Annotated in this window: 20 protein-coding genes and 1 pseudogene; 12 read left to right on the top strand and 9 right to left on the bottom strand. The window is 39.4% G+C overall.

The genetic code is table 11. The annotated features are described in order from the left end of the window. Positions 1–67: 67 nt before the first annotated feature. A complete protein-coding gene (locus tag FTU13_RS00365) occupies positions 68–1,180 on the top strand; it encodes an AAA family ATPase (RefSeq protein WP_180127274.1) in 1,113 nt (370 codons plus the stop codon). Between the two features lie 34 nt (positions 1,181–1,214). Here the strand turns inward: FTU13_RS00365 and chrA are convergent, their stop codons facing one another. Continuing rightward, positions 1,215–2,453, bottom strand: a complete 1,239-nt coding sequence (chrA, locus tag FTU13_RS00360) for a chromate efflux transporter (RefSeq protein WP_180127272.1) — start codon at positions 2,451–2,453, stop codon at positions 1,215–1,217. Between the two features lie 335 nt (positions 2,454–2,788). On the opposite strand from chrA, the gene FTU13_RS00355 reads away from it, so the two are divergent. Further along, positions 2,789–3,772, top strand: a complete 984-nt coding sequence (locus FTU13_RS00355; RefSeq protein ID WP_257226728.1) for an alpha/beta hydrolase — start codon at positions 2,789–2,791, stop codon at positions 3,770–3,772. Between the two features lie 94 nt (positions 3,773–3,866). Here the strand turns inward: FTU13_RS00355 and FTU13_RS00350 are convergent, their stop codons facing one another. Further along, on the bottom strand, positions 3,867–4,718 hold the full coding sequence (locus FTU13_RS00350) for a pirin family protein (protein WP_180108286.1): 852 nt from the start codon (positions 4,716–4,718) through the stop codon (positions 3,867–3,869). A gap of 102 nt (positions 4,719–4,820) precedes the next feature. Here FTU13_RS00350 and FTU13_RS00345 point away from each other — a divergent pair, with 102 nt between their 5' ends. Continuing rightward, the gene (locus FTU13_RS00345) at positions 4,821–5,732 is read left to right on the top strand and encodes a LysR substrate-binding domain-containing protein (RefSeq protein WP_180127268.1); all 912 of its coding nucleotides are present in this window, start codon (positions 4,821–4,823) and stop codon (positions 5,730–5,732) included. A gap of 107 nt (positions 5,733–5,839) precedes the next feature. Here FTU13_RS00345 and FTU13_RS00340 read toward each other — a convergent pair whose 3' ends face one another. From FTU13_RS00340 to FTU13_RS00330, 4 genes are all read right to left on the bottom strand, one after another. Continuing rightward, complete coding sequence (locus FTU13_RS00340; RefSeq protein WP_180127266.1) at positions 5,840–6,796, bottom strand: TauD/TfdA family dioxygenase; 957 nt, start codon at positions 6,794–6,796, stop codon at positions 5,840–5,842. A 221-nt stretch (positions 6,797–7,017) separates the two neighbouring features. Further along, positions 7,018–7,152 (bottom strand): hypothetical protein, encoded by a 135-nt coding sequence (locus FTU13_RS17375; RefSeq protein WP_257226722.1) that lies wholly within the window; start codon positions 7,150–7,152, stop codon positions 7,018–7,020. Continuing rightward, positions 7,145–8,356 carry an MFS transporter gene (locus FTU13_RS00335; RefSeq protein ID WP_180127264.1) on the bottom strand — a complete coding sequence of 404 codons (1,212 nt, stop codon included), beginning with the start codon at positions 8,354–8,356 and terminating at the stop codon, positions 7,145–7,147. Before FTU13_RS00335 ends, FTU13_RS17375 begins: the two co-directional genes overlap by 8 nt. Positions 8,357–8,598: 242 nt before the next feature. After that, entirely contained in the window at positions 8,599–9,657 is a 1,059-nt protein-coding gene (locus tag FTU13_RS00330) for an OmpW family protein (RefSeq protein ID WP_180093471.1), read from the bottom strand. Positions 9,658–10,099: 442 nt separating this feature from the next. Between FTU13_RS00330 and FTU13_RS00325 the strand changes: the two genes are divergently transcribed. Continuing rightward, on the top strand, positions 10,100–10,279 hold the full coding sequence (locus FTU13_RS00325) for a hypothetical protein (RefSeq protein ID WP_078190224.1): 180 nt from the start codon (positions 10,100–10,102) through the stop codon (positions 10,277–10,279). Between the two features lie 60 nt (positions 10,280–10,339). Here FTU13_RS00325 and FTU13_RS00320 read toward each other — a convergent pair whose 3' ends face one another. After that, positions 10,340–11,797, bottom strand: coding sequence for a sensor domain-containing diguanylate cyclase (locus FTU13_RS00320; protein WP_180127298.1), 1,458 nt, complete (start codon positions 11,795–11,797; stop codon positions 10,340–10,342). Positions 11,798–11,996: 199 nt separating this feature from the next. Then, on the bottom strand, positions 11,997–12,785 hold the full coding sequence (locus tag FTU13_RS00315; protein WP_180127262.1) for a hypothetical protein: 789 nt from the start codon (positions 12,783–12,785) through the stop codon (positions 11,997–11,999). A gap of 294 nt (positions 12,786–13,079) precedes the next feature. On the opposite strand from FTU13_RS00315, the gene uvrB reads away from it, so the two are divergent. The 7 genes from uvrB (at position 13,080) to FTU13_RS00280 (ending at position 22,664) form a co-directional block, all read left to right on the top strand. Beyond that, positions 13,080–15,101, top strand: a complete 2,022-nt coding sequence (gene uvrB / locus FTU13_RS00310) for an excinuclease ABC subunit UvrB (protein WP_180040495.1) — start codon at positions 13,080–13,082, stop codon at positions 15,099–15,101. A 154-nt stretch (positions 15,102–15,255) separates the two neighbouring features. Beyond that, positions 15,256–15,849, top strand: a complete 594-nt coding sequence (locus FTU13_RS00305; RefSeq protein ID WP_180127260.1) for a lipocalin family protein — start codon at positions 15,256–15,258, stop codon at positions 15,847–15,849. Positions 15,850–15,976: 127 nt separating this feature from the next. Further along, entirely contained in the window at positions 15,977–16,909 is a 933-nt protein-coding gene (gene rarD / locus FTU13_RS00300; RefSeq protein WP_180127258.1) for an EamA family transporter RarD, read from the top strand. Positions 16,910–17,127: 218 nt separating this feature from the next. Beyond that, positions 17,128–18,804, top strand: a complete 1,677-nt coding sequence (locus FTU13_RS00295; RefSeq protein WP_180127256.1) for a hypothetical protein — start codon at positions 17,128–17,130, stop codon at positions 18,802–18,804. A gap of 710 nt (positions 18,805–19,514) precedes the next feature. Further along, complete coding sequence (locus FTU13_RS00290; protein ID WP_180127254.1) at positions 19,515–20,972, top strand: glyceraldehyde-3-phosphate dehydrogenase; 1,458 nt, start codon at positions 19,515–19,517, stop codon at positions 20,970–20,972. 306 nt (positions 20,973–21,278) lie between these two features. Beyond that, positions 21,279–21,980, top strand: a complete 702-nt coding sequence (locus FTU13_RS00285; RefSeq protein ID WP_218955122.1) for an MFS transporter — start codon at positions 21,279–21,281, stop codon at positions 21,978–21,980. Between the two features lie 3 nt (positions 21,981–21,983). Next, on the top strand, positions 21,984–22,664 hold the full coding sequence (locus FTU13_RS00280) for a hypothetical protein (protein ID WP_078190209.1): 681 nt from the start codon (positions 21,984–21,986) through the stop codon (positions 22,662–22,664). Between the two features lie 56 nt (positions 22,665–22,720). On the opposite strand, the pseudogene FTU13_RS00275 reads toward FTU13_RS00280, so the two are convergent. Further along, a pseudogene (locus tag FTU13_RS00275) lies at positions 22,721–23,576 on the bottom strand (SDR family oxidoreductase). A gap of 115 nt (positions 23,577–23,691) precedes the next feature. Between FTU13_RS00275 and FTU13_RS00270 the strand changes: the two are divergent. Then, on the top strand, positions 23,692–24,066 hold the full coding sequence (locus FTU13_RS00270; protein ID WP_078191873.1) for a helix-turn-helix domain-containing protein: 375 nt from the start codon (positions 23,692–23,694) through the stop codon (positions 24,064–24,066). Positions 24,067–24,270: the final 204 nt, after the last annotated feature.

Genomic DNA, 24,270 nt, shown 5'->3' with positions numbered 1-24,270 from the left:
GTGCATGCAAAATATACAGTCAATCCACTTATAATCATCAGCATTTCCAACTCATTTTAGGTAGCCCATGATGATCCGTTCAGTGACTATTCAAGGTTTTCGATCTATTCATCATATGAGTCTGACCTTGTCACGTCTGAATATTGTCAGTGGTCCGAATGGTTGTGGTAAATCCAATCTATATAAAGCTGTACGTCTCCTGCATGAAGCTGCAAATGGCCAATTATCCCAAGCCATTGCAAATGAGGGCGGGATTCAAAAAATCATGTGGGCAGGTGGTCACCGTGCGGGTGATCGATCGAAAGATCCTAAGCGCATGAAGCTTGCAGTGGAGATGGAGCATTATGAATATCAACTTGAAATTGGTTTTCCTGAACCGCTCATCACCTTGTTTGCACTCGATCCTTTGGTCAAAGTTGAAGGAATTTGGTTGAGCGGCTATCAACGTCGAAAAATGAGCGAGTTGTTAGAGAGAACCAACCAAGCGGCATTTCTTAAAAATGTTGATGAAGAACGGATTGCTTATCCGATGTCTTTAACACCTGAAGAGTCGGTGTTTGGACAATTGTCCGATCCACATTTATACCCCGAAGTTTCACAAGTGCGTGAGACCATGAAAAACTGGCGCTTTTATCATGAGTTTTCAGTCAGTGGAAATTCACCGATCCGTGTCCCACAGGTGGGCATTCGTTCGCCAGTTTTAGCGCATGATGGTACAAATTTAGCCGCAGCTTTTGAAACCTTGCGTGAGCGGGGCAACAGTGAAACCTTGTTTAAAGTACTAGAAAAAGCCTTTCCGCAGACCCAATTTTATGTGCAGGAAATGGGAGGGCGCTTTCAAATGATGATGCAAAAGCAAGGGATCTTAAGACCTTTAGAAAGTGCCGAATTTTCAGATGGGACGTTACGATTTTTGTGTTTAGCCGTGGCTTTACTGAGTCCTAGACCCCCAAATTTCATGGCACTGAATGAGCCTGAAAATAGCTTACATCCCGATTTATTACCTGCCTTGGCGATGCTGATTGCCGAAGCAAGTCGCTATACGCAGCTTTGGTTGACCACACATTCCAATGAGCTGGTTGAAATGATCAAACAGTATAGTGATGTGCAGCATTATCAACTGGATCAGGTCGAGGGGAAAACTGTGGTCAAGGGCGCAAGCTTAATCGATGAGGATTAGATTATTCCTTTAGCTATAGTTTTTTTGCTTTCGTTTAAAAAGGCAGAAAAGTTAAAAAAGCATAATAGCCGATAAAACTGCTTATTAAGCTAAACCAGACTGGCAGCTTGCTGCGAAGTAAAGCAATAACGACGGCAACAAATATAAAGTCCGTCCATTGAATGATGTATTTTTGGCTCATTTGAAATAGTAGACACAGTAATAAACCAACGACAGCCGCATTGATTATTTTTAAGGTGCCAAAAAGTATCGGGTATTTCATCAATTTATTCCAATAGGGCAATAAGCCAAACAATAATAAAAATGATGGTAAAAATATCGCTAACGTCGCGAGTACAGCATTCAAGATTGGCACATCGGTCATGGGTAAAAGTGTGCCGAGATAGGCGGCGAAACTAAACAAAGGTCCCGGCATGAGTTGTGCAAGGGCATAGCCTAAGTCAAAATTTTCATTACTGATCAGTCCTGTAGAGACAAAGTCCTGATGTAAAAATGGCAAAATAATATGTCCACCACCAAAGACGAGGGATGCTGTGCGGTAGAAGCTTTCTAAGCTAAATGCCAAGACATTGCTATGTTGTATATCGAAGAATGGCAGAACGAAAAAAGGGCTGATAAAGGCGAGAAGCCATAGCCAAGAGGTGCGAGTATTTTCATGTGCATTTTGGCTAAAACTGTCATGTTTGGGTGGAACTGTTTCGGCGATATTTGGCTTTTGGCTGCGTAATTGATTTGACGATAAAACTAAACCGATAATTGCAGCGCATAAAATCACCAAAACTTGATTTAAAGAAAATTGAAAGAAATAAATAAAAAATGCAGCTAAAAGCATGACTAGATACTGAAATTTTGTTTTACAGAAGCTTCGCATCATTTGCCAAAATGCCCATGCAACAACGGCTAGTACAATTAACTGAATAACATGAAAGAATAAAGTTGAGAGTTGATTACTGAGTTTTATACTTAAAGTGGCCGCGGCACACATCAGCAGGGCTGAAGGTAAAGTAAATCCTAACCATGCAAAACAAGCACCTTGATAGCGGTTGAGTTGAAATCCAATCGCCATGCCGAGCTGGCTACTTGTTGGGCCTGGAAGGACTTGAGCCAAGGCAAGCAAATGCGCATATTCATGCTCCGTTATCCATTTTTCTTGTTTCACAAAATATTGAAAAAACAACACCAAATGTGCCGCAGGTCCACCAAATGCAATACACCCTAATCTTAAAAAGGTGAGAAAGATGACGAGGTTTTGTTGTGGTGTGGACTGGCTCATGCGTTACCAATATTTAAAATCAAAAGTAAGGTTATGAATTTCTAAAGGATAAAAGTATGAAAGTTAAAAGATCTTAAAGGCTGATTATTGCAGGAGTATGTAAATCCTGCTTCAAAATTATTCTGAAGCGCTTAGCAGGGAAAAAGATAATTGGACGAAGTGATATAGTGCTGTCCCACATGCACATGGCGTAGGTTTCCGCCGCTGATTAGCATCAGCACATACACATAAAAAATTGTCTAAAAATGACTTCTCCAAAATCAGACACCTTATCAGAAATTTTGAGCGCTTTATTGAAGTGGTTGATGAGTGGCATTGCATCGTTACTTTCAAGCATGGCATTTGCAGATGATCAGCTACTTGCTTCACAAGCATTAGCAAGTTATACAGATCAAAACAGTTGGCAGGACATTCAGCACTATCTCCCAAAAGAATACCATTTAACCGAAACGCAGCGACCCAAAGAAGAGTGGTGGAATTGGCAGGGGCATACTGTTCACTTAGACACCTATCGTAATCCACAGGCAAAAGTGAAGGTCATTTTGTTTCATGGTGTGGGAACAAATGGGCGACAAATGTCGATGATTTTGGGGCATCCTTTGGCACAGCGTGGCTATGAAACTATCGCTATTGATATGCCCGGTTATGGCCTCACCCAAGTCAAAAAGGGCTCAAAAATTCGTTATGATGATTGGGTTCAAGCAGGTAATGACCTCATTGAAGCCGAGCTACAAAAAGATCATCGTCCTATCGTTTTGTATGGGCTTAGTGCAGGTGGTATGTTGACCTATCACGTGGCGGTAAAAAATAAAAAGGTGAAAGGTATCGTCGGTATGACCTTTCTAGACACTTCAAATAAAACTGTGCGTGATCAAGTCTCTTTGAATAAATTTATGAGCCGCGTGGGCAGCCCACTGGCTCATATGACAGCACATACACCATTTTCAGCATTGCCAATGCCGATGCGGTGGGTAAGTAAAATGCATCGCTTGGTGAATAATGACGCAGCATTGCAGGTCTTTTTAAAAGATAAAACGTCAGCTGGGAATAGTGTATCGGTTAAATTTCTAGATTCGTATTTATATTATAAAAATGACACGCCACCGGAGCAGTTTGATGTCTGCCCAATTTTACTGACGCAGCCTGAACAAGACCGCTGGACGCCTTTGGCTTTAAGTCAGCCATTTTTAGCACGGATTCACCAAGTTCCAGTCGATGTCGTGCTGTTGAAAAATGCAGGACATTATCCTTTGGAACAGCCGGGACTTGAGCAAATGGTCAATGCAATAGATGCGTTTTATCAAAAAGTCACGCAATAATCTGTTGAAAGCGTGATGCGTAATTCATACCAACATAGATATAAAAAAACCGCCAGAAGGCGGTTTTTTTATTGGGACTTTATCGTGGAAATATTTAAGCAAAATGACCATGTTGAAAATCATAAAATGCCTGACGTATTTCATCTTCAGTATTCATGACGAATGGTCCATGTGCCGCAATCGGTTCATTTAAAGCTTCGCCACTTAAAATAAGCAGTTTGGTTGCTTCAAAAGATTTAAGTTTCAAGGACGATACTTGGTCACTCACATATAAAGTCTGTTTCGCATCAAAGCGTTGACCTTCAATTTCGATCGCCCCACTTAATACAAAAATCATGTTATTCCACTGTGGGTTGAATGAAAATTCCTGTTCAGCATTTGCATTCAAGCGCACATCCAATACATTCATCGGGCTAAAGGTTTCAGCGGCGCCCAATGTATCTTCAAATTGGCCAGCAATGACGCGTACCACGCCAGCATTTTGTGCAAGTTTAACTTCAGCAATATTGGCTTTAGTCAGTTCTTGATAGCGAGGTTCAGTCATTTTGGCATGACGAGGTAAATTGACCCAAAGTTGTACCATGTCTAAATTTCCGCCAGTTTTTGCAAAATCTTTAGAATGGTGTTCTTCATGCATAATGCCTCGACCTGCGGTCATCCATTGCACTTCGTCTTTGGCAATACTGCCGTGATTTCCTTTAGAGTCAAAATGCTCCAATTCACCTTCATAAACAATGGTTACTGTTTCAAAGCCACGATGTGGATGCGACCCAACACCACGTTGATGATGACTTGGAGAGAAGTGATATTGGCCGGTATAGCCCATAACGAGAAATGGACTGGTTTGATTGCCCATTTCTTGCATAGGGAGCATAGAGTTTGTTGGGAAGCCATCGCCCACCCAAGTCCTACGATCACTATGATAAACACGTTTGATTGAATTCATAATTCAGCCCTCAATTTATTGCTTCTGAGATCTATTATTGAGGTATAGTGAGGGAATGACAGGGCGAAAAACTCAACAGATTATTCTAAAAATGAAACAATCATGCAAAATTTAAATGACTATTACTATTTCGTGCAAGTGGTGAAATACCAAGGTTATACCAAAGCCAGTGAAGCATTAGGTATTACAAAATCTAAGCTATCACGCCGTATCACAGAATTAGAGACCCGTTTGGGGGTGCGTCTGATTCAGCGTAATACGCGTAAATTTACAGTAACTGAAATAGGACAACAGTTCTATTTACACTGCTTAAAAATTTTAGAGGAAGTCAGCGAAACGGAAAACTTTGTGCTTAGTACGTTGAATGACCAACTCTGTGGCCAAATTAAAATCTCTTGTCCTGTGGCTTTGGTGGAAATGCCTGTTGCCAAAATGGTCACTGATTTTATGCAGCAATATCCAGACATCAGTGTGCATCTGATGGCGACCAATCATCGGGTTGATGTGATTGAGGAAGGCGTAGATTTAGCCATTCGTGTGCGTAACATGCCTTTATTGGATAGTGATTTGATCGTTCGAGATTTAGATGCTTGGGATCATGTTTTGGTGGCATCGCCACAACTTTTCTTCGAGTGTGAAATGCCACAGCAATTGGCTGAGATTCAAAATTTTCCGTGTATTGGTTTTGACCGTCCTAAACATTTTTGGGATTTCCGACATCGTGAAAAAAGTGAAACTCAACAAATTGAATTTCATCCACGCTTAAGAACTGACAGTTTTAGTGCGATGATTTCTGCTGCTCTTTCTGGCGTGGGAATCGCTTCTTTGCCCAAAGTGTTTGTACGTGATGCTTTAAAAAGTGGTGAGTTAATTGAGCTGTTTCCTGAATGGCAATTGCCGCAAGGGGTCATCCATGTTGCCTACGCGACACGACAAGGCATGCTGCCGGGTGTGCGTGCGATGTTAGATCATTTGATTTCAGGTTTTAAGGCATTAGATATAGATCATCCGTGATTTGAGCAGTGTTCTTATTGTTTTAAAATTTTAATTATTTGGAGTTATTGCTCAAACACGGATTTTACTGGGTTATTTATTTTTTATTGTTGGCATGAAGTTCAACATTAGTATGGTCGTCCTCCTGCTAGGCTAATTCGCTTTAATAAGCGGCGTTGGTCTGAAGGGAAAGGGCGGCGTGAGTGTAAAGTGGCTTGGTTATCCCAAAACACAATGTCACCTTCTTCCCATTGATGTTCATATCGAAACTCAGGTTTCAATATATGTTCACGTAAAGATGCAATCAATTCACTGCCCGACTGATCATCGTAGTGAACCAATTCCACTTCAGATCGTTCATTTAACCACAGCCCTTTACGACCACTTTCTGGATGGGTACGTACAAGCGGATGTGGATAGGCATGTCCAACAATCGGTTGGTCTTTGAAACGGTAAAGCGGTGTAGCGCCATATCCCGTTGTGCCTTTATTATTTTTGGCACGGACAAATGGGTTGTAGGTAATGAGTTGAAGTTGGTCTAAATGTTTTTGTGTCGCTTCATCTAAAGCTTCATAGGCTTTAATGGTGTTATACCATGAGGTTTGTCCACCGTCTTGTGGCAGTTCAATGGCATAGAGTAATGAACCAAATGATGGCAGTGGAGTCCACTGATGGTCTGCATGCGCAGCCAATTCACCATGTCCAGTATAGTCTCCTTTACCGACTGCATTTGACACAGGTACGACGTCTGGTGGTGTACCGGTATCATCTTGTGACGCCAGCACAGGAATATCTGCACCGGGACGGAAGATTGAACCGAAGTAGCTTGCAAACGCGAGATACTGTAAATCATCTAGACTTTGATGTTTAAAAATTAAAATCAAGTGTTCTGCCAGCGCTTGTTTTAAACGGTAGATGGTTTCCCCAGACTGTGCTTTACGCGCATCTAAACCATAAACCACAGCCCCCAAAGCTTGGTCATGTTGCACTTCAATACGAATTTCATTGCCATCTTGAAAATGTTCTGCTTGATGCCAACGCGGAGCATCATGGATGGCTTGTGAAAGTTGAGTTAATGCGGTCATTTCATAAGTTCTCAAATTGTTCTTTATTGAGACTTAATCTAAGGAAGAAAGTGCAGGTTGGAAAATTAAAAAATAAGCTAAGTTTATGAAAAAACTTATTATTAATACTAATATGCTGAAAATGCAGATTTTATTGAATCGTGTAGAAAATAGCTAAAAAACTGCTGTTGTAGTGTTGATAAAACAGCAGTTTGGGTCGGAATTAAGATTTCAATACGTCTTTAATGCGCACAAAACGCTTGGTTAAAGTATTCAAATAATTCAGGTGTTTGGCCCCATAAGCCGATGGATAAGGCTAACAAGGCCAGAATACTGATGGCAATACTGAGTCGGAACCATAATGTTGAATTAGTCATGAATGACACTTTCCTCATTAACCATGAAATGTACCAATACCCCAAAAATACTCAGGACAATCGAAAAAATCCAAATGGCATTATAGTTACCGGTCATATCGTGGTTCACACCACCCAACCAGCCACCAAAAAATGAACCGACTTGGTGAGTAAAGAACACGATACCGCTGAGCATACTTAGATATTTAACGCCAAACATATTGGCCACTATACCGTTGGTGAGCGGTACGGTAGAAAGCCATAGTAAACCCATAATGACGCCAAATGCATAGATTGTCCACGTACTTAAAGGCAGCAAAAGAAAGGCAATAATGGCAATGCCACGTAAACCATAAAGTCCCATTAACAGCTTTGGTTTGGAATATTTGCCACCGAGCCAACCAGCTGTGTAGGTGCCGACAATATTAAACAGTCCAACGAGCGCTAGGAAAATAGTGCCCGTAGTGGCATTAAAGCCATGATCGATTAAATATCCCGGAAGATGGATGCCAATAAACACCACTTGGAAGCCACAGACAAAGAAACCGAGTGCTAGAAACCAAAAGGGTTTATGCTCCCAAGCCAATTGCAAAATTTGTTTAAAAGTCAGAGAGGCTTCATGCGTATTAGTTGCATTTGGTGCAACATACATTGGTGCTTTTAGCATCCAAGCTAAAGGAATAATAAGCGCAATTAAAATGGCGCTGACCACCAAAGCCGAAGACCAACCCAATTTTTGCACTAGCAGTAATGTAGAGGGCAGCATAATGAACTGACCAAAAGAACCTGCTGCACTGGCAATACCCATGGCTAAACTACGTTTGTCTGGATGCGCTGCACGTCCTACGGCCGAGAGTAATACTGGAAAGGAGGTGGCTGAGAGGGCTAAACCTAGGATTAAACCTGCGCTTAAATTAAGCAGTAAACCGGTGGAGCTGACGGCCATGAGTAATAGTCCGAGGGCATATAATGCACCACCGACGGCGACCACGATCTTACTGCCATATTTATCTGCAAAAGCCCCAGTAATTGGCTGCACAGCACCCCAAATTAAGTTTTGCATGGCAATGGCAAGGCTAAATACGTTATGTCCCCAACCAAATTCATCACTCATCGGCACGAGATAGAGGCCAAATGCATGACGCACCCCTAAAGACAATGCCAAAATAATAGCACTGCCAATGAGCATGTAAATCAGGGGCTTTGAGAAACGAGTATCAGACATACAGCAGTCTACATTTTTTAAATTTAACCCAATGGTATTCGAATAAACGCAGAGTTGCGATTAAATTTAATTCACCAAACAATAAATTTTTTTTATAGATAACTATGGATGAATAAAGGAAATTGACACAGCAGAAATTCAAAAGTGTCTAAATGAGATTGAAAGATATTTCAGAATAAAAGACCATATATAGCCTAATAAAAAAGACGGCTGTAGCCGTCTTTTTATATTTAGGTTATTAATTAGAAACGCATACCGATACCTGCATACGCAAGAATTGGATTTACTTCAATATCGGCTTTAGATTTGATCAGTTCACCATGTGTCGCATCTGTAACGGTAATGGTGGTTTCATTCTGTAGGTGTGCATAGCTGACAGAACCTACAGCAAACCATTTGTCATTGAAATCATACGTGAAGCCCACCGTCGCAACCGGAGCAAATACATCAGTTGCCTCTAAATCAACTTTTGGGTTTGCCTTACTTGGTTTTCCTTCCAAAGAGGCGCCTGCATTACCTTCTTTAATGTTGGCAATCATGTGACCTGCGGCAATCAAATCTTTCTCAATTTGTGGATTCATTTCCAATTCATTGAAGTAGGCATACATCACGCCTAGACCCACATAGGGACGGAATTTATTGACGCCAGTTTTACCAAAGTGATATTGGATTTCAGCAGCCGGAGTCCATGCACGTGCAGAAGCTGCTGCACCATGTGCGCCTAAGTCGGTAATGAAAATATCATTTTCAAGTTCAAGATTTCCCAATGCACCGCCTAGTGGTTTTGCAATGGCAGAAAATGGTGCATAAATTTTCCCTGAGCCTTGTAAATCAACTTTTGGCGGAATACCCGCTTTCATTTCTAGTGATACATTGTCAGTGAAGAAATAGTTGGTCATGATCCCAAGCGTGGTGACGTCGTCTGCTTCAAGACCTGTCCCTGGATTGTCCCATTGTTCAAGTCCTGAAATAGTGGCTTTACCACTCATTGCAGCAGGAACAGTGTCCAAAGTATTTAGCGCAACTTCTAGTAGGGGCGGAACTTTGTACCCTTCTCGAATATTGTCTTTTACTGTTTGTGATTTAACTTCGCCAACATCTGCCTCATAGCCTTCATTAATGGCAGTATTTACACGAAATGGCTGCGCTTTACCTTGTGGCATAACATGTAAAGCACCAACAGAGACAGAAAAACGTTTGAAGCCATCGCCATCTTTTAAACTAAAATATGGTGAGTCTGCATGACTGAGCATAGGTAGGGCAGCCATAGAAGCAGCAATGCACAATACACTTTTTTTCATTTTAAAGGACTCCATGTCCGTAAATTGATAATAATTTTTCTAAGTGCTCATTATTCAAAATTAGTGCGTAAAAAATGTTATAGAAAACAAGAATAAACGTAATAGTCCTGTAACATTTTTGATGATTTGTATTATTTGAGGGCTTTAAGTAGGTATTTGTGTAAAAAAATCTAACTTTTTAAAATTTAGAAATTGTTCTATCTATTTGTAAATATTCAATATTTATTGACATTAGTGACAGTGTATTGGTTGATTTGGGTCAATAAAATAGTTTAAAACGACCATATTTAAAGCACTTTTTTGTGCTGTTGTCCTATATAGATATAAAATTCATAGCAGATCATTGAGTCTTTATATGCCAATCGAGGCTAATCACTCAAAGCCTTTTACACCAAAACCATTTTTTTTGTACAATAGCGCCAGATTCAATTGAGTTATTCGTATGAGTACGCAAAACCCTCCCAAGAAAAAGGCTTTAGTCAATTTGCCTTTTCCGATTAAAAAAGCTGAAGATAATGCTTCGGATGAAATCTTTGAAGACATGCGTCCAAAACCTCAGCGTTATGCTGATCGTACTTGGATGCCGCCACGCGGTACACGTCGTTCGATGGGTAAGCGTTAAGAGATTTAAATATAAAAGCCATGATTAAAACCATGGCTTTTTTATTGCAAATTATTGTTTTTAATTGTGTATTTCAGACTGAATTCTACGGTCTTTATTGAGATAATACTTTTTTTTCTGACGATACATGTCAAGATCAGCACGTTTAAGCATATCTTCCATTCGCTCATTCAAGATATTGGTGGCAGAACCAATCGATATACTCATCGGTTGATTAGAATAAAATTGGTTATCGACCAATAACAACTCATTCAAACTTTGTAAACAGTTTTGCAATGCTGCATCATCAGCACCCGGTAAAAGTATGACAAATTCATCACCGCCAATGCGTGAAGCAGAATAGGGCGTATGCTGAATAAGTTGGTTTAAAATGTTGCCCAGACGTCTGAGGATACTGTCACCAGCATCGTGCCCAATACTGTCATTGAGTTCTTTTAGTCCATTTAAATCAATAAAAATACAAGAAACAGGACGTAATTGATTGCGTTCGAGACGCTTGAGTTCTGCTATATAAAATGAACGATTATAGAGTTTGGTCAATACGTCGTGCTTACCTAAATACTCAAGATAATTTTCAGCCTTTTTACGTGCGGTAATATCGGTTAATGCAACCTGCACGGTGCTCCAGTCGTCGAGATAATCGGGAAATACAGTAAATTGTAGTAAGACGTGGCGAATACTGCCATCAAGTGCATAATTTATAGCTTCACGTTGATGATGTAAATTACCGTTCCAAAGTTCAATTAGTTGTTCTTTAAAAGTTTGCAGCATTTCTTTGGCAAATACTTTATGTACATTTTTGAGCAATATTTCTTTATTCGGAGCGCCAAATAAATCAAGGGTGGCCTGATTAACGTCAACAATTAGTATTTCCTTAATACACTCTTGTACAAAATCGGGGTGAACATCCAAAAATGTCACAAAATCTTCTATACCTAAAGCGCGAAGTTGATCTAATTTTATTTTAATCCGGCTGAAATCTTCTACCCAAAGTGAGGTTGGCGAATAATGGAAACGCGCTTCTGCCAAATGACGACTTTGTTCATGTAAACGACAAGCTTCAGTATAAGAGGTGATATCTTCAGTTGTAATTAAGACTGCTGATAAATCCTGCTCATGATTTGGTAGGACGATGCCTTTGAGTTGAATGTCTAGGCGTTGCCCACTGAGTGTATAGTTTACGGCAGAATGGGAAAAATGTGTTTCCCCATTCCATAATGCAACCAATTCTCTAATATGTGTTTGACACATCTCCGCCTGAAAAACGAGATCAAGGTTTTGACATAAATGTTCAAAGTCACGTGCTTGATACAGTTCTAACGTTTTTGTATTGACCTGTAAGATTTTTATTTTTCTTGCACATTGCAGAATTCGTGATTCATCTTGTTGAAGAAAAGTGGCGAGATCCTGCACACCTTGCTGACGCCAGAGATCAAATTGTTTTTTGACTTCACTGTAATCTTCAAGCCACATGGCAATGGGGGATAGCTCAAAAAAAGGAGAATCTAGCATGTCTATTTTATGTGCTCGTCATTCTTCATGATAATTACAGCATGTAGTATAAGATGAAAAAAATGATATTAAAATAATGTGATATATAAAATAAACTTTATTTTTAGTGTGACTTATGTCGCTAAAAGTCGTTAATTCAACTGAGATAAAAAGCCAATGTAGACTTTGGCTTTTTTAGGGGGGGGAGATATGATGAAAAAAGTCTTTAGCGGCTGGCTTTACGAGCTTTATTTTCAGGCTTTGGTGCAGCGATTTCACGTTCAGCTTTCCAAACATCAATGAAATCTTTTTCATTAATATTGTACAGTTCAAGTAGGGCTAAAATGACGCCGCCAAACATCATTGGGCCTTCTGAGTTGCTTTGAAGCTCAAATATTTTCCCATTCAGGGCATGCAAAATATCTTCAATTTCAAAAATACGGTCACGACCATTGCTATCTGTCGGGTACATTTGGGTATTCAGCACAATTTTCGCAAGACTTTTTTCATTATCTGTTAAGGCCAGAACATCAACCAATTCATCTGCCGAAGGTGCAAAAATTACCGAGTCTTGAAAAATTGTATGTAGAAGTTTCGAAGTAAGTTTAGGTAAAGCTTTTTCAACGAAAGGACGGAATGAAATTGGAAAAATAACATTTCTGGAAATCCCCTTAAACATGGGAGCAATTTCTTCAACTTTATAGCCAGCGACACCACAGCCAATCGAAGTAATGAAATATTTGGTCTTCGGATGATTCTTGGTATAGATTTTAAAATCATCAATATAATGTTGAATCTGAGACAATGGCATTTGTTGTAAATGCTCATTCATTGTTGGAATAGCAAAACTTTGACCAGCCCATCCACGACCAATACCATTCATTGCACCAAAATGCTCTAGGGCAGTACGCGCTGCACCGCCAGTATGTTGACCTGCCATATTGCTGCCAAAAACAAAAATAGTATCTTCGGGTAGGTTTTTAACAATACTTTCGTCATGATATTGGTAAGTCATAAGTTTGATCTGTGGCGTCCTTTTGTTCATGTTGCAGGTGAAATTTACATAGGTCAAGTGTCAATAAGGGATAAATGAACGCTTTATTCCTGAGTTTTTTTAGAGCCAAGAGTTTCCTCAAGAAAAACATGCGAAATCAGGCGAATTATTTTTCAAACATGAGAAAAATCTATGGGGTTATGTTGAATTATAATTTTTCAGTCTGTACACGCCTCTGGTATTTACATAAATTTAGCGTTGTTTTGTGCAACTTTGCCCTCATAATAAAGCCATATAAAACTGTTGAAGAAGAGTGTGATGCAGGAACAGCCTTTTGAACTGGTAACACAATATCAGCCGGCAGGTGATCAGCCTCAAGCGATTGAGAAATTGGTGAAGGGGATTGAAAAAGGAATGCATGATCAGTTGCTCTTAGGGGTAACAGGTTCAGGTAAAACCTATACCATGGCAAATGTGATAGCACGCACGCAACGTCCAACGATTATTATGGCGCATAATAAAACTTTGGCTGCGCAGCTTTATGGCGAGTTTAAAGCCTTCTTTCCGCATAATGCCGTGGAATACTTCGTCAGTTATTATGACTATTATCAACCCGAAGCCTATGTTCCATCTTCAGATACTTTTATTGAAAAAGATTCATCGATTAATGATCATATCGACCAAATGCGTCTTTCGGCAACACGGGCATTATTAGAGCGACGTGATGCAATTATCGTAGCGTCAGTTTCAGCTATTTATGGTCTGGGTGATCCCAATGCTTATATGAGTATGCTTCTGCATATCGTGGAAGGAGACCGTATTAGCCGTGATGATATCATTCGTCGTTTGGTGGAAATGCAATACACCCGAAATGAACTCGAATTTTTACGGGGCACATACCGTATTCGTGGTGAAATTATTGATATTTTTCCTGCTGAATCTGATCAAAATGCCATTCGAATAGAATTATTTGATGATGAAGTTGATTCAGTTCGATGGTTTGATCCATTGACGGGCAGAATGGTCCGTAAAGTGCCACGTATTACGATTTACCCAAAAAGCCATTATGTAACACCTAAAGATAATTTACAGCGTGCAATTGGAACGATTCGTGAAGAACTCGCAGAACGACTAGGATTCTTTCGTGCAAATGATAAATTACTCGAAGCACAGCGTATCGAACAACGTACACGGTATGATTTAGAGATGATGCAGCAGCTTGGCTATACCAACGGTATTGAAAACTATTCACGCCACTTGTCTGGCCGTCCTTCTGGTGAAGCACCTCCGACTTTGTTTGATTATGTACCTGATGATGCTTTATTAATCATTGATGAATCGCACGTTACCGTTCCGCAAATTGGGGCTATGTATAAAGGTGACCGTTCACGTAAAGAAAATTTGGTCAATTACGGTTTTCGTTTACCAAGTGCGCTTGATAACCGCCCAATGAAATTTGAAGAATGGGAGCGGATTATTCCTTCGACCATTTATGTCAGTGCAACGCCTGCACATTATGAAATGGAAAAGTCTGAACAAGTCGTTGAGCAAGTGGTTCGACCCACAGGTTTGGTCGACCCTGAAATTGAAATTCGTCCAGTGTTAACGCAAGTGGATGATGTATTGTCAGAAATTAATAATCGTAAAAACTTAAATGAGCGTGTATTGGTTACGACATTAACCAAACGTATGGCAGAAGATTTAACTTCATATTTGAAAGAATATGGTATTAAGGTCGCTTATTTACATTCTGATATTGACACTGTTGAACGAACTAAAATTATTCATGAATTGCGTTCAGGTGTATACGATGCAATTGTTGGGATTAACTTGCTGCGTGAAGGCTTAGATATGCCAGAGGTGTCTTTAGTCGCCATCTTAGATGCTGACAAAGAGGGGTTCTTACGTTCTGAGCGTTCTTTGATTCAAACCATTGGTCGTGCAGCGCGTAACTTAAACGGTAAAGCGATTTTATATGCAGATCGTATGACTGACTCCATGCAAAAAGCCATTGATGAAACGGATCGGCGTCGTAATTTACAAATCGCCTTTAATCTTGAACATGGCATTACACCACGTAGTGCTGTACGCCAAAACGTTAATGATATTGATACTGGTGAAGTGCTGACAGATGATGAAATCGATGCAAAAATTTCAGATCAGGCCAAGGCATTAACTGCAGATGAGCGTCATTTGATGTCGGATCCAAAACTTTTGGCAAAACATATGAATAAGTTGGAAAAAGAAATGCTGAAGGCATCGAAAGATTTACAGTTTGAACAAGCCGCTCGTTTACGTGATGAAATCTTGCGTTTAAAAGCACAGATGATTTCATAATTTTGTTAGACAAGATGCGGAATATTGTCTGAATTACATACATAATTCAGACAAGAAAATGATTTTTAGAGCAATTTTTTCCGCTAGAGTAAAAACACGAGAGAAAGAATTACTTAATTTTCATCGAATGTTTTGCATCGAAATGAGGCATAAAATGACAACGAATATTCCGAAAGCTGGTTTTAGGCTCGCAAAAATTGCATTAGGTGTAGTGGTCTTAATTGGTTTAGGTGCAGCTACAATGGCCTATGCACAGACGAAACCATTACAGACTGTGGAAAAAGTTGAGCTCGATCGTTATTTAGGTATGTGGTATGAAGTAGCTCGTAAGCCTATGGTTTTTCAAAAAAGCTGTGACCGTGATGTGACTGCGGTTTACACGCTAAATGAAAATGGCAACATTAATGTAAATAATCGCTGTGTATCTAAAGATGGTACCAAGAAGCAATCAATAGGCGAGGCATTTGTACAAAATGCACCGTTTAACTCGAAATTAAAAGTTAGTTTCTTACCAGAAGCAATTCGTTGGTTGCCTGTGGGGCGTGGTGATTATTGGGTGCTCAAAGCCGATGACGACTATCAAACAGTCTTGGTGGGTGAACCTCGTCGTAAATATATGTGGGTGCTTTCTCGTTCGGCTTATCCAGATCAGGAAGTGATTCAGGAATATCTAAACTATGCGCAATCTGTTGGTTATGATTTATCAGATATTATTCATACCAAGCAGGCAGTGAAACCTAAAACCTAAATATTTGAACAAATGCTAAAAAACCATGCCTGTGCATGGTTTTTTATTTGCTAGAATGTTCATGCAAAAAGCTTGATTGATCAAGCAAAATATCAAGATTATGTAGTCATTTGGACTGGAGTGAAAGATGTATAAAGGCGTTGCATTGTCTGTATTGGCATCGGTCACTTTCGGTATTTTGTATTTCTTTACCATCTTTTTAAAACCTCTAGATAGCGAGCAAACTTTTGCATGGCGCATGTTGGCGACCTTGCCATTTTTAACCTTATTTATGTGGTGGATGAAAGATTTAAACAAAGTCAGTGAAATTTTTTGGCGTGTGGTCAAGCAACCGATCTTTCTCATTTGGTTAATCATTAGTTCATTTTTATGTACTACACAGCTTTGGTTGTTTTTGTGGGGACCAATTAATGGCCGAGGGCTAGAAGTATCTTTAGGGTATTTTCTATTGCCCTTAGTAATGGTTCTGGTTGGATGTGTACTGTATAAAGAAAAGCTGTCTAAATGGCAGATGGCTGCCGTGGCATTGGCAATTTTAGGGGTCGGCCACGAAATTTGGCGTATTGGCAGTATCGCGTGGGAAACTGTCTATGTCGCTGTGGCTTATCCGATTTATTTCTTTTTACGTCGTACCTTTAAAACCGATCATTTGGGTGGTTTTTGGTGGGATCTTTGCTTAATTTTGCCTGTAGCCTTTTATTTAGGATTTATTCATAGCGATAGTTTAGCGCTGATGTTGTTATTCCCGTATCTGATTTTGGCGGTTTTAGGACTGGGTTTTCTGAGTGCGCTTGGCTTAGGTAGCTATATGTTGGCGAGTCGTTATTTGCCATTTGTGATTTTTGGTTTGTTGAGTTATTTAGAACCCGTGTTGTTAGCTTTTGCATCCATCGCATTGGGGGAGCGAGTAGAAGCCGAAGAATGGCTGACCTATATTCCAATTTGGGGTGCGGTATTGTTATTGGTGATAGAAGGTGTTTTGCATCTGTTTAAACAAAAGCAAAATGAACGTGCGCTAGCAAAAAATGTAAAAGCGTTAAATGATCGAATCGATTCTTAAACTGAAAATGCTGGTACGATAAATTGATCAGTTTACAATTAATGCTTGCTGTTTTTTAGTAAAATCTTAAACTTAGAAAACTACAACAAGACATGATTCAATTTATTGTTTAGGAAGAACAGCATTGAATGATGGTGTACAAAAATATTTATTTTAGATAAAAATAAACTGAAATCGATAAAAGATTGATTAAAGAACTAAGATACAGGAAGCAGTCAGTGGTTGTCCCATTTCATCTAAGCGCAAAACTTTTACAGCTACAACCCGTGCTGGATCAGCATTGGCAGAGTATCGTGTCTGAAGTGTGCACTGATCTTGATCAATCAAACTTACCGCAGATACAGCAGGTGTTATCGCAAAAAGGTATTCGTTGGGAGTCTTCATCACAGTCGTATCAAAGAAATGTACCGATGAATTTGGGCATGCTGATGAAAGTACTAAAATATGATGTCATGCGTGAGCATGCACAGTATTTGGCAACACAGCTCGAAGAACTTCGAACATTGACAATGAGTATTCAAGTTGCGCAAAAATTAGAAGAAAACCTATCCTATATCAATAAAATAGATGCAGAAGAAGATTTTGAATTACAGTATGAAAAAAATGTATTACATCAGCATTTCATTTTAAATGCCGCACAAATCATTCGTGAAATGGATTTGATTGCGCCGAGTGATGCACGTCAACTCACTGCTCTGCAAGTCAAAATTTTCTTGATCGAAATTTTCTTAAAGTCACATATGTTAGGGCAAGTTTTTGATGCTTCTATCCCGAAATCATCTGAGGTTTGGCAACATCCGATTTTTAAATATTATTTAAAGCGTGAACAAAAAACGCGATATTTACAAATCGTACAAACATCTGAGTTTATTTATATTTTGTCGCCTGATTTAGATTGGACGACGCAGTATTCAGCAACTCGGTTTTTATCGACAAAGCATAATGATGCCTTAGCAGACGAAATTTTTGATGGGGTGGCCATAGATTTAACTACTGCTTTAGAGAATCAGCAGATCGAACAATTAAAATTTCGAGTCTCAAAGTTGGCATCCATTGCAGGTTTTATACATTTAGATCTGCAAAATTTAATGCAGCAACTTTATACACGGTTAGATAAGCATCTACTTTTAATGCTGCATGTAGAGGATGCTACTCAATTAGCGACGGTTTTACCTGCTTTTGAGCAGCAGTTCAATACATTGATCTTGAAGCCCTTACATCAGACTGTTCAATATCAACTGAGTGAGCAGATACAGCATGATTTTGTCTTTTTCCATAGCATGCAAATATCTCAGAAGCTCATCACGAGTCTAAACGTCTTGAGTAGTTGCCCTAAGTTTGAGGCAAGTTTGGAGTTAAAGCGACTGCGACTTCAACTACAGGCTTGGCAGGTGCTTTTGTTGAAACGGCGTACGCACATTTTTCATGTTCAAAATGAAGATGATTGGGAGTTACATCATCAGCAGTCACAGCAAATTCATACGGCGTTGAAAGCGCTCTTGCAGCCGAACGAGGATCAACAGAAAATCTTTGCTGCTGAAGCCGTCGTAGAAAATACGGGTGCCCATGGCGCGCATGTTGGATTTTCCAAACGCATGACGAAAACAGGGGATTATGAAAGCCTTGAAGCCGATGCTTTAAAAGCGCAGCAGCAAAAAAAGCGACAAACTTATATGCAGGTTTTAATGTTGCTAAAGGAACATGCGTCACAGCTCGTCAATCTCGATTTTGAGCCATGTGAAAATGCCTTAAAGGTGCAGTCTTTTAGTGATCGGAGATATTTTGCGATTAGTGCTGGAGAGAATGGTTTAAATGCACTACCGAAAATATTAGAGCTGAGTGTAAATTTCTTTGATTTTAATTTGGAAAAGTTTGCTGAGAATCTGAAAAATTAACAGAATTTTAAATATTGATCTGACTTTAAAACTAATGTTAGGCAGTAACATTAGAGGTGTAATTTGATTTAAATAAAAGAACGATACGCGGTAATGTTATCCGCAATTGTCTGAGACAGGGTTACTTCTAATAAAAAATGTTTTTGCAATACTTTGAATAAATTGACGGTAGTGAACGAGTTTTGCGGTGAGGAGCATTGCTCCGCAAGATGGTTTCCTTATGAAGCACGCTTCTCATTTTGCCAAATGAGAAACAATGTTTCGTAAGAGTACCTCCAGCTGAAGGCTAAACCCTTTATTCAAACCTCAGATGTAAGACTCCGTCGAATAGTCTTAAAAATCATTTAAAAATGTGAAATTATTATTACGAGCTTAACATTAGTAAAAATACTATAAATTGAGCAAAATAAAAAAACACCACAATTTGAAAATATAAATATTCGTGCATCTTTGAGCTAAATATGCAGAGATCTGGTTGATAAAACTACATTTGAAATTTTGTGACAAAAATCTGCGAAAAAGCCAGTTTTTCAACTTTCGGCTATAAAATCATAATACTAATCATGATTATTTTGAAAATTGATAGTGAATATATAACAAAATAACCTTGTCGAAATCTGCTTTTAGATTCATTAATTTTCAGTTTTCCATTACAATTGTGGGGTTTTGAAATTTATGCTTAGATTTACAATTAATTAGAGGACGTATCTGTGAGCAAAGACACTATCGTTGCCCTACATGCAGAGCACCAAGGTCGCTGGAAAAACCGTGAAGAAATCGCGGAACGTATGATTGCCCTAGTGGGTCAGTTATATCGTGAAAAAAACATCGTAGCTACAGTATACGGTCGTTCTTTAATTAACCGTTCGGTTATCCAAATTCTTAAAGCGCATCGTCGTACTCGTGTACTTGACGTTGAACTTTCAGTTGTGAACACTTTCCCAATTCTTGAAGCTTTGGCGAAAATCGAAAACATCGGTACTGCTGAAATTGATCTTGGTAAACTTGCTGTTGAGTTCAAAGAAAAAGGCGGTGATGTTGACGCATTCGTTGCTGACGCTGTGAAATCACTTGAAGGCAATGCAACTAACGTTGAAAACCGTGATGTTGTACTTTACGGTTTCGGTCGTATTGGTCGTATCCTTGCACGTTTGATGATCAGCCAATCTGGTCTAGGTCGTGGTCTCAACCTTAAAGCAATCGTTGTTCGTAAATCATCTGACGGTGACTTAGAAAAACGTGCGTCTTTGTTACGTCGTGACTCTATTCATGGTCCATTCGCAGGTACGATTTCTGTTGATGAAGAAAACGAAGCAATCATTGCTAACGGTAACTTCATCAAAGTGATCTATGCGTCTAACCCATCTGAAGTGGATTACACTGCTTACGGTATTAACAATGCACTTGTAATCGATAATACAGGTAAATGGCGTGATTCTGAAGGTCTTGCACAGCACCTTAAATGTCCAGGTACTGCACGCGTAATTCTAACTGCACCTGGTAAAGGTGATATGAAGAACGTTGTTTACGGTGTGAACCAAGCTGACATCCTTGATGAAGATACAATCATCTCTGCTGCAAGCTGTACAACAAACGCGATCACACCAACACTTAAAGTGTTAAACGACAAGTACACAGTGATCAATGGTCACGTTGAAACAGTTCACTCGTTCACAAACGACCAAAACTTGATCGACAACTACCATAAAGCTGACCGTCGTGGTCGTGCTGCTACTTTAAACATGGTAATCACTGAAACAGGTGCTGCTAAAGCTGTTGCTAAAGCACTTCCTGCTCTTCAAGGTAAATTGACTGGTAACTCAGTACGTGTACCTACTCCAAACGTATCTCTTGCAATTTTGAACCTTACTTTGGGTCAAGATGTTGACCGTGAAGAAGTGAATGAATACATTCGCCAAATTTCAATCAACTCTAACCTTCAAGGTCAAATCGGTTATACAAACTCAACTGAAGTTGTATCGTCTGACTTTATCGGTTCACGTACTGCAGGTGTGTTTGACGCTCAAGCGACAATCGCTTCTGGTAACCGTTTAACTGCTTATGTTTGGTACGATAACGAAGTGGGTTATAGCTGCCAAGTATTGCGTATTGCTGAGCAAATGGGCGGCGTAAGCTATCCAAAAGTTCCTGCTGAAACTAATGCTTAATTAGTTCACGCTGTAAAAAAGGGCCTCATTTGAGGCTCTTTTTTTATCTAAAGAGCAGGGGTAAAAACTTAAGGCATAGATGACGAATGGATTGATTAAAAGTATCAAAAGTTCTTGTTTTTTCTGCCACTGTTAGATGAGTGTGAGTCATTTATAATGAAAAGCTGACTAAAATATTCAAGTTTTAAGTTAATGAAATTATTAAAGAATTAAATACAAAAAATTGCAAACTGGTTTGTATAATGTGTTCAAAATGAGACTGTAAAAAATAAAAAGCAAAAGGAATTTAGTTTGCAAGCAAAGCACATGCTCAGTGGATTGGCATTTATTGTGTTTGCTGCGCTCTGTGGTGTACTTATCGCCATTTGGGTGTTTAAGCACTTTAATATTTATATCCCGCTAGAAAATCAGAACGTCAATATTGACCTGCAAGAGCCGTTACAAGCCGAAGTCAAAATTCATGATGCCTTGGATGTGGACGTGACAGGGAGGGTGAATGCTGAAATTCCGATACATGAAAATTTAAATATTCCCTTAACTCAAACGCTGACGCCACGGGTGTATTTTGATAATCAAGTCCCGATCAAGACCACGATTCCAGTGCGTGAAACTTTGAAAGTGAATCAAAACCTTCCTGTGAATACCAAAGTGAAAGTTAAAGTCATGGGGCAGGATGTGACTTTGCCGCTCAAAGGTGATATCCCGATACAATTGGATATTCCAGTAAATATGAATGTGCCTTTGGAGCAAAAAGTACATTTAAAATTTGATGCGCCAGTCAAAACCGTGCTGAAAGAAAACCTACATATTCCACTGAATGCAAATTTAAAAACCAACATTCCTATTGAAGGTAATTTAAATGTTCCAATTAAAACAGCATTAAAAGCGACAGTGGATGTGCAAAATACGTTGCCGGTTCAAATTAAAAAGGGTGAATTGGTAATTCCACTAAAAACAATGCGACTCAACAGAGAGCATGCCAAAACTGAAGCGAAAGTTCAGGAGTAAGCCATGTGGATATTTCAATCGGCGAAGCGCATCATTTTGAGTTTTATCGCAGTTGCGTTATTGGTTGCGGTACTATTTTGGTTGTATTTAAATATTTATGCGTCGATGCAAGTACGTGCAAAAAATGCTGATATTCAATTGTCGCATTCACTACCCACCAAAATTTCCGTTGGCAATTATTTGCAAACACAGTCTATTGGGACTCTGGATACGCAGATTGCTTTAGATCGGAAGCTGCAACTACCCTTAAAGGGAAAATATCTGGCAGATTTGCAGTTTAGTGTAGAGGTTCCGATCTCAGTGGATATTGATTATTCCACCAATATTCAAATTAACCAGACGATGCCGCTTGAGGCGACCACAGATTTGGTGATTAAAAATAAACTCGTGCCGAAATTTCCGTTAAAAATGGACATTCCTGTCAAGTTAGATGTGCCTTTTCATTTGAAAAGAACCTATAACATTCCTATTCGAATTAATTTTAATGGTCCTGTGTATTTTGAGTTTAATGAAAAAGTCGATTTGCATGTGGTACATCAGTTTGCACCACAGCTAAAACTCAATGACCCGATGACCATGCGAAAAATCGCAACCTTTAATGCCACGATGTACAACGCAGAGCGTAATACCAAGGCAAATTTAGATATGAATATGGATTTGCCGATAAAAAATGTACATCCATAAGTTAGATTCAAATCAAATAAAGCCCGAATTAATTCGGGCTTTTTTATGGTTCGATCTTATTTTAAAGCAGCTTCAACAGCACTGCGTAGAGTAGTGGTTGGGTGACCGAGTAACTGTTCCAAGTCCTTACGATCACTTTGCATTGCACCGTCAATGCTGTTGATATCAGCATCGACGATCACATCTACAAGACCAGCAGGTAAGCCAGCTTGTAATAGGCCTTGTGTGTAGTCTTCTGCAGTTAAATTTTGATAGTGAACATTTTGACCTGAAACTTGCTGTAGGGTTTCAGCAAGCTGTGCCAAGGTGAAACTGTCTGAGCTTGCAAGTTCATAGGTTTTATTTTCATGACCAGAGCTTGTAAGTACTTTTGCAGCTGCTTCAGCATAGTCAGCACGGGTCGCTGCATTAATTTTCCCATCCTTTGCTGCACCAAATAAGGTACCTGTTTCAACCACATGCCCTGCAGCAGCAAGATAGTTCTCGACATACCAGTTATTTCGTAAGAAGGTATAGGTTAAACCACTAGCTTGAATCAAACTTTCGTGTTTCACGATGTTCTTGAGATAAACCCAATGGTGACGTATCTGCACGTAACAGGCTGGTATAAGCAAGATATGGAACTTTCGCTTCTACTGCAGCATCAATTACGGCTTTGTGTTGTGGAGTACGACGACCAATTTCATTGGCAGAAATAAGTAATAATTTATCGACACCTTGTAGTGCAGGAACCAGTGTATCTGGTTGATCATAGTCAAAATGACGCAGTTCGATGCCTTGAGCTTGTAGGGATGCTGCTTTTTCTGTTGAGCGAACTAAAGCGATGATGTTTTCGGCCGCGGTTGCTTTCAATAAAAATTGAAGGACCAATTGGCCTAGTTGACCTGTTGCACCTGTAATTGCGATTTTCATATTTAAACCCTCTGATTGTTGAATAAATGATCTTTATGGTTGAATCTTAATCTGTTAACTTACTAAATGTAAGTACATACCAAAAAGTAAGTTAGTGACTTTGAGGAAAGATTTAATGAACACATACGCTACAAGTAAATTATTAGGTCAAGTTTTATCCACAGATTGTCCATCTCGAGAAATATTGGAACATCTCACCAATAAATGGTCAGTATTAGTTTTACGTTGTTTGACTGAAGGGGTACACCGTTTTAGTGAACTTAAGCAGCGTATCGAAGGGGTAAGCGAAAAGATGCTGGCTCAAACGCTGAAAATGCTCGAGCAAGATGGTTTTATCTTAAGGACAGTCTATCCAGTCGTGCCACCCAAAGTTGAATATCAACTGACTTTAATGGGCTCGCAGGCTGCAGAAAAGTTAATGCATCTGATTGGTTGGGTTGAACGAACCTTGCCTGAAATTATTGAAGCCAAGGAAAATGCACGTAAATAGCTTTCAGAAATGAGGAGTGAAATTCGTTTGCCATTTATCAAAGGTATTTTGATGATGAGCTAAAGATTTTCGAGTGAGGTGCGGATTTTCCTAAAAATTTGCATCAGCACCAAGATGAATGAAATTTATAGTATTGCTGAATAATATTGTTCGAGAAATTCTTTAAAATATGGCAGAATAAGCGGTTTTAAAGTTTTTAGAGGA

The sequence above is a fragment of the Acinetobacter sp. YH12064 genome (assembly GCF_013419735.1).
Lineage (GTDB): Bacteria > Pseudomonadota > Gammaproteobacteria > Pseudomonadales > Moraxellaceae > Acinetobacter > Acinetobacter amyesii.
Note: the sequence above shows the minus strand (reverse complement) of the source record. Positions and strands in the feature narration are given on the sequence as shown.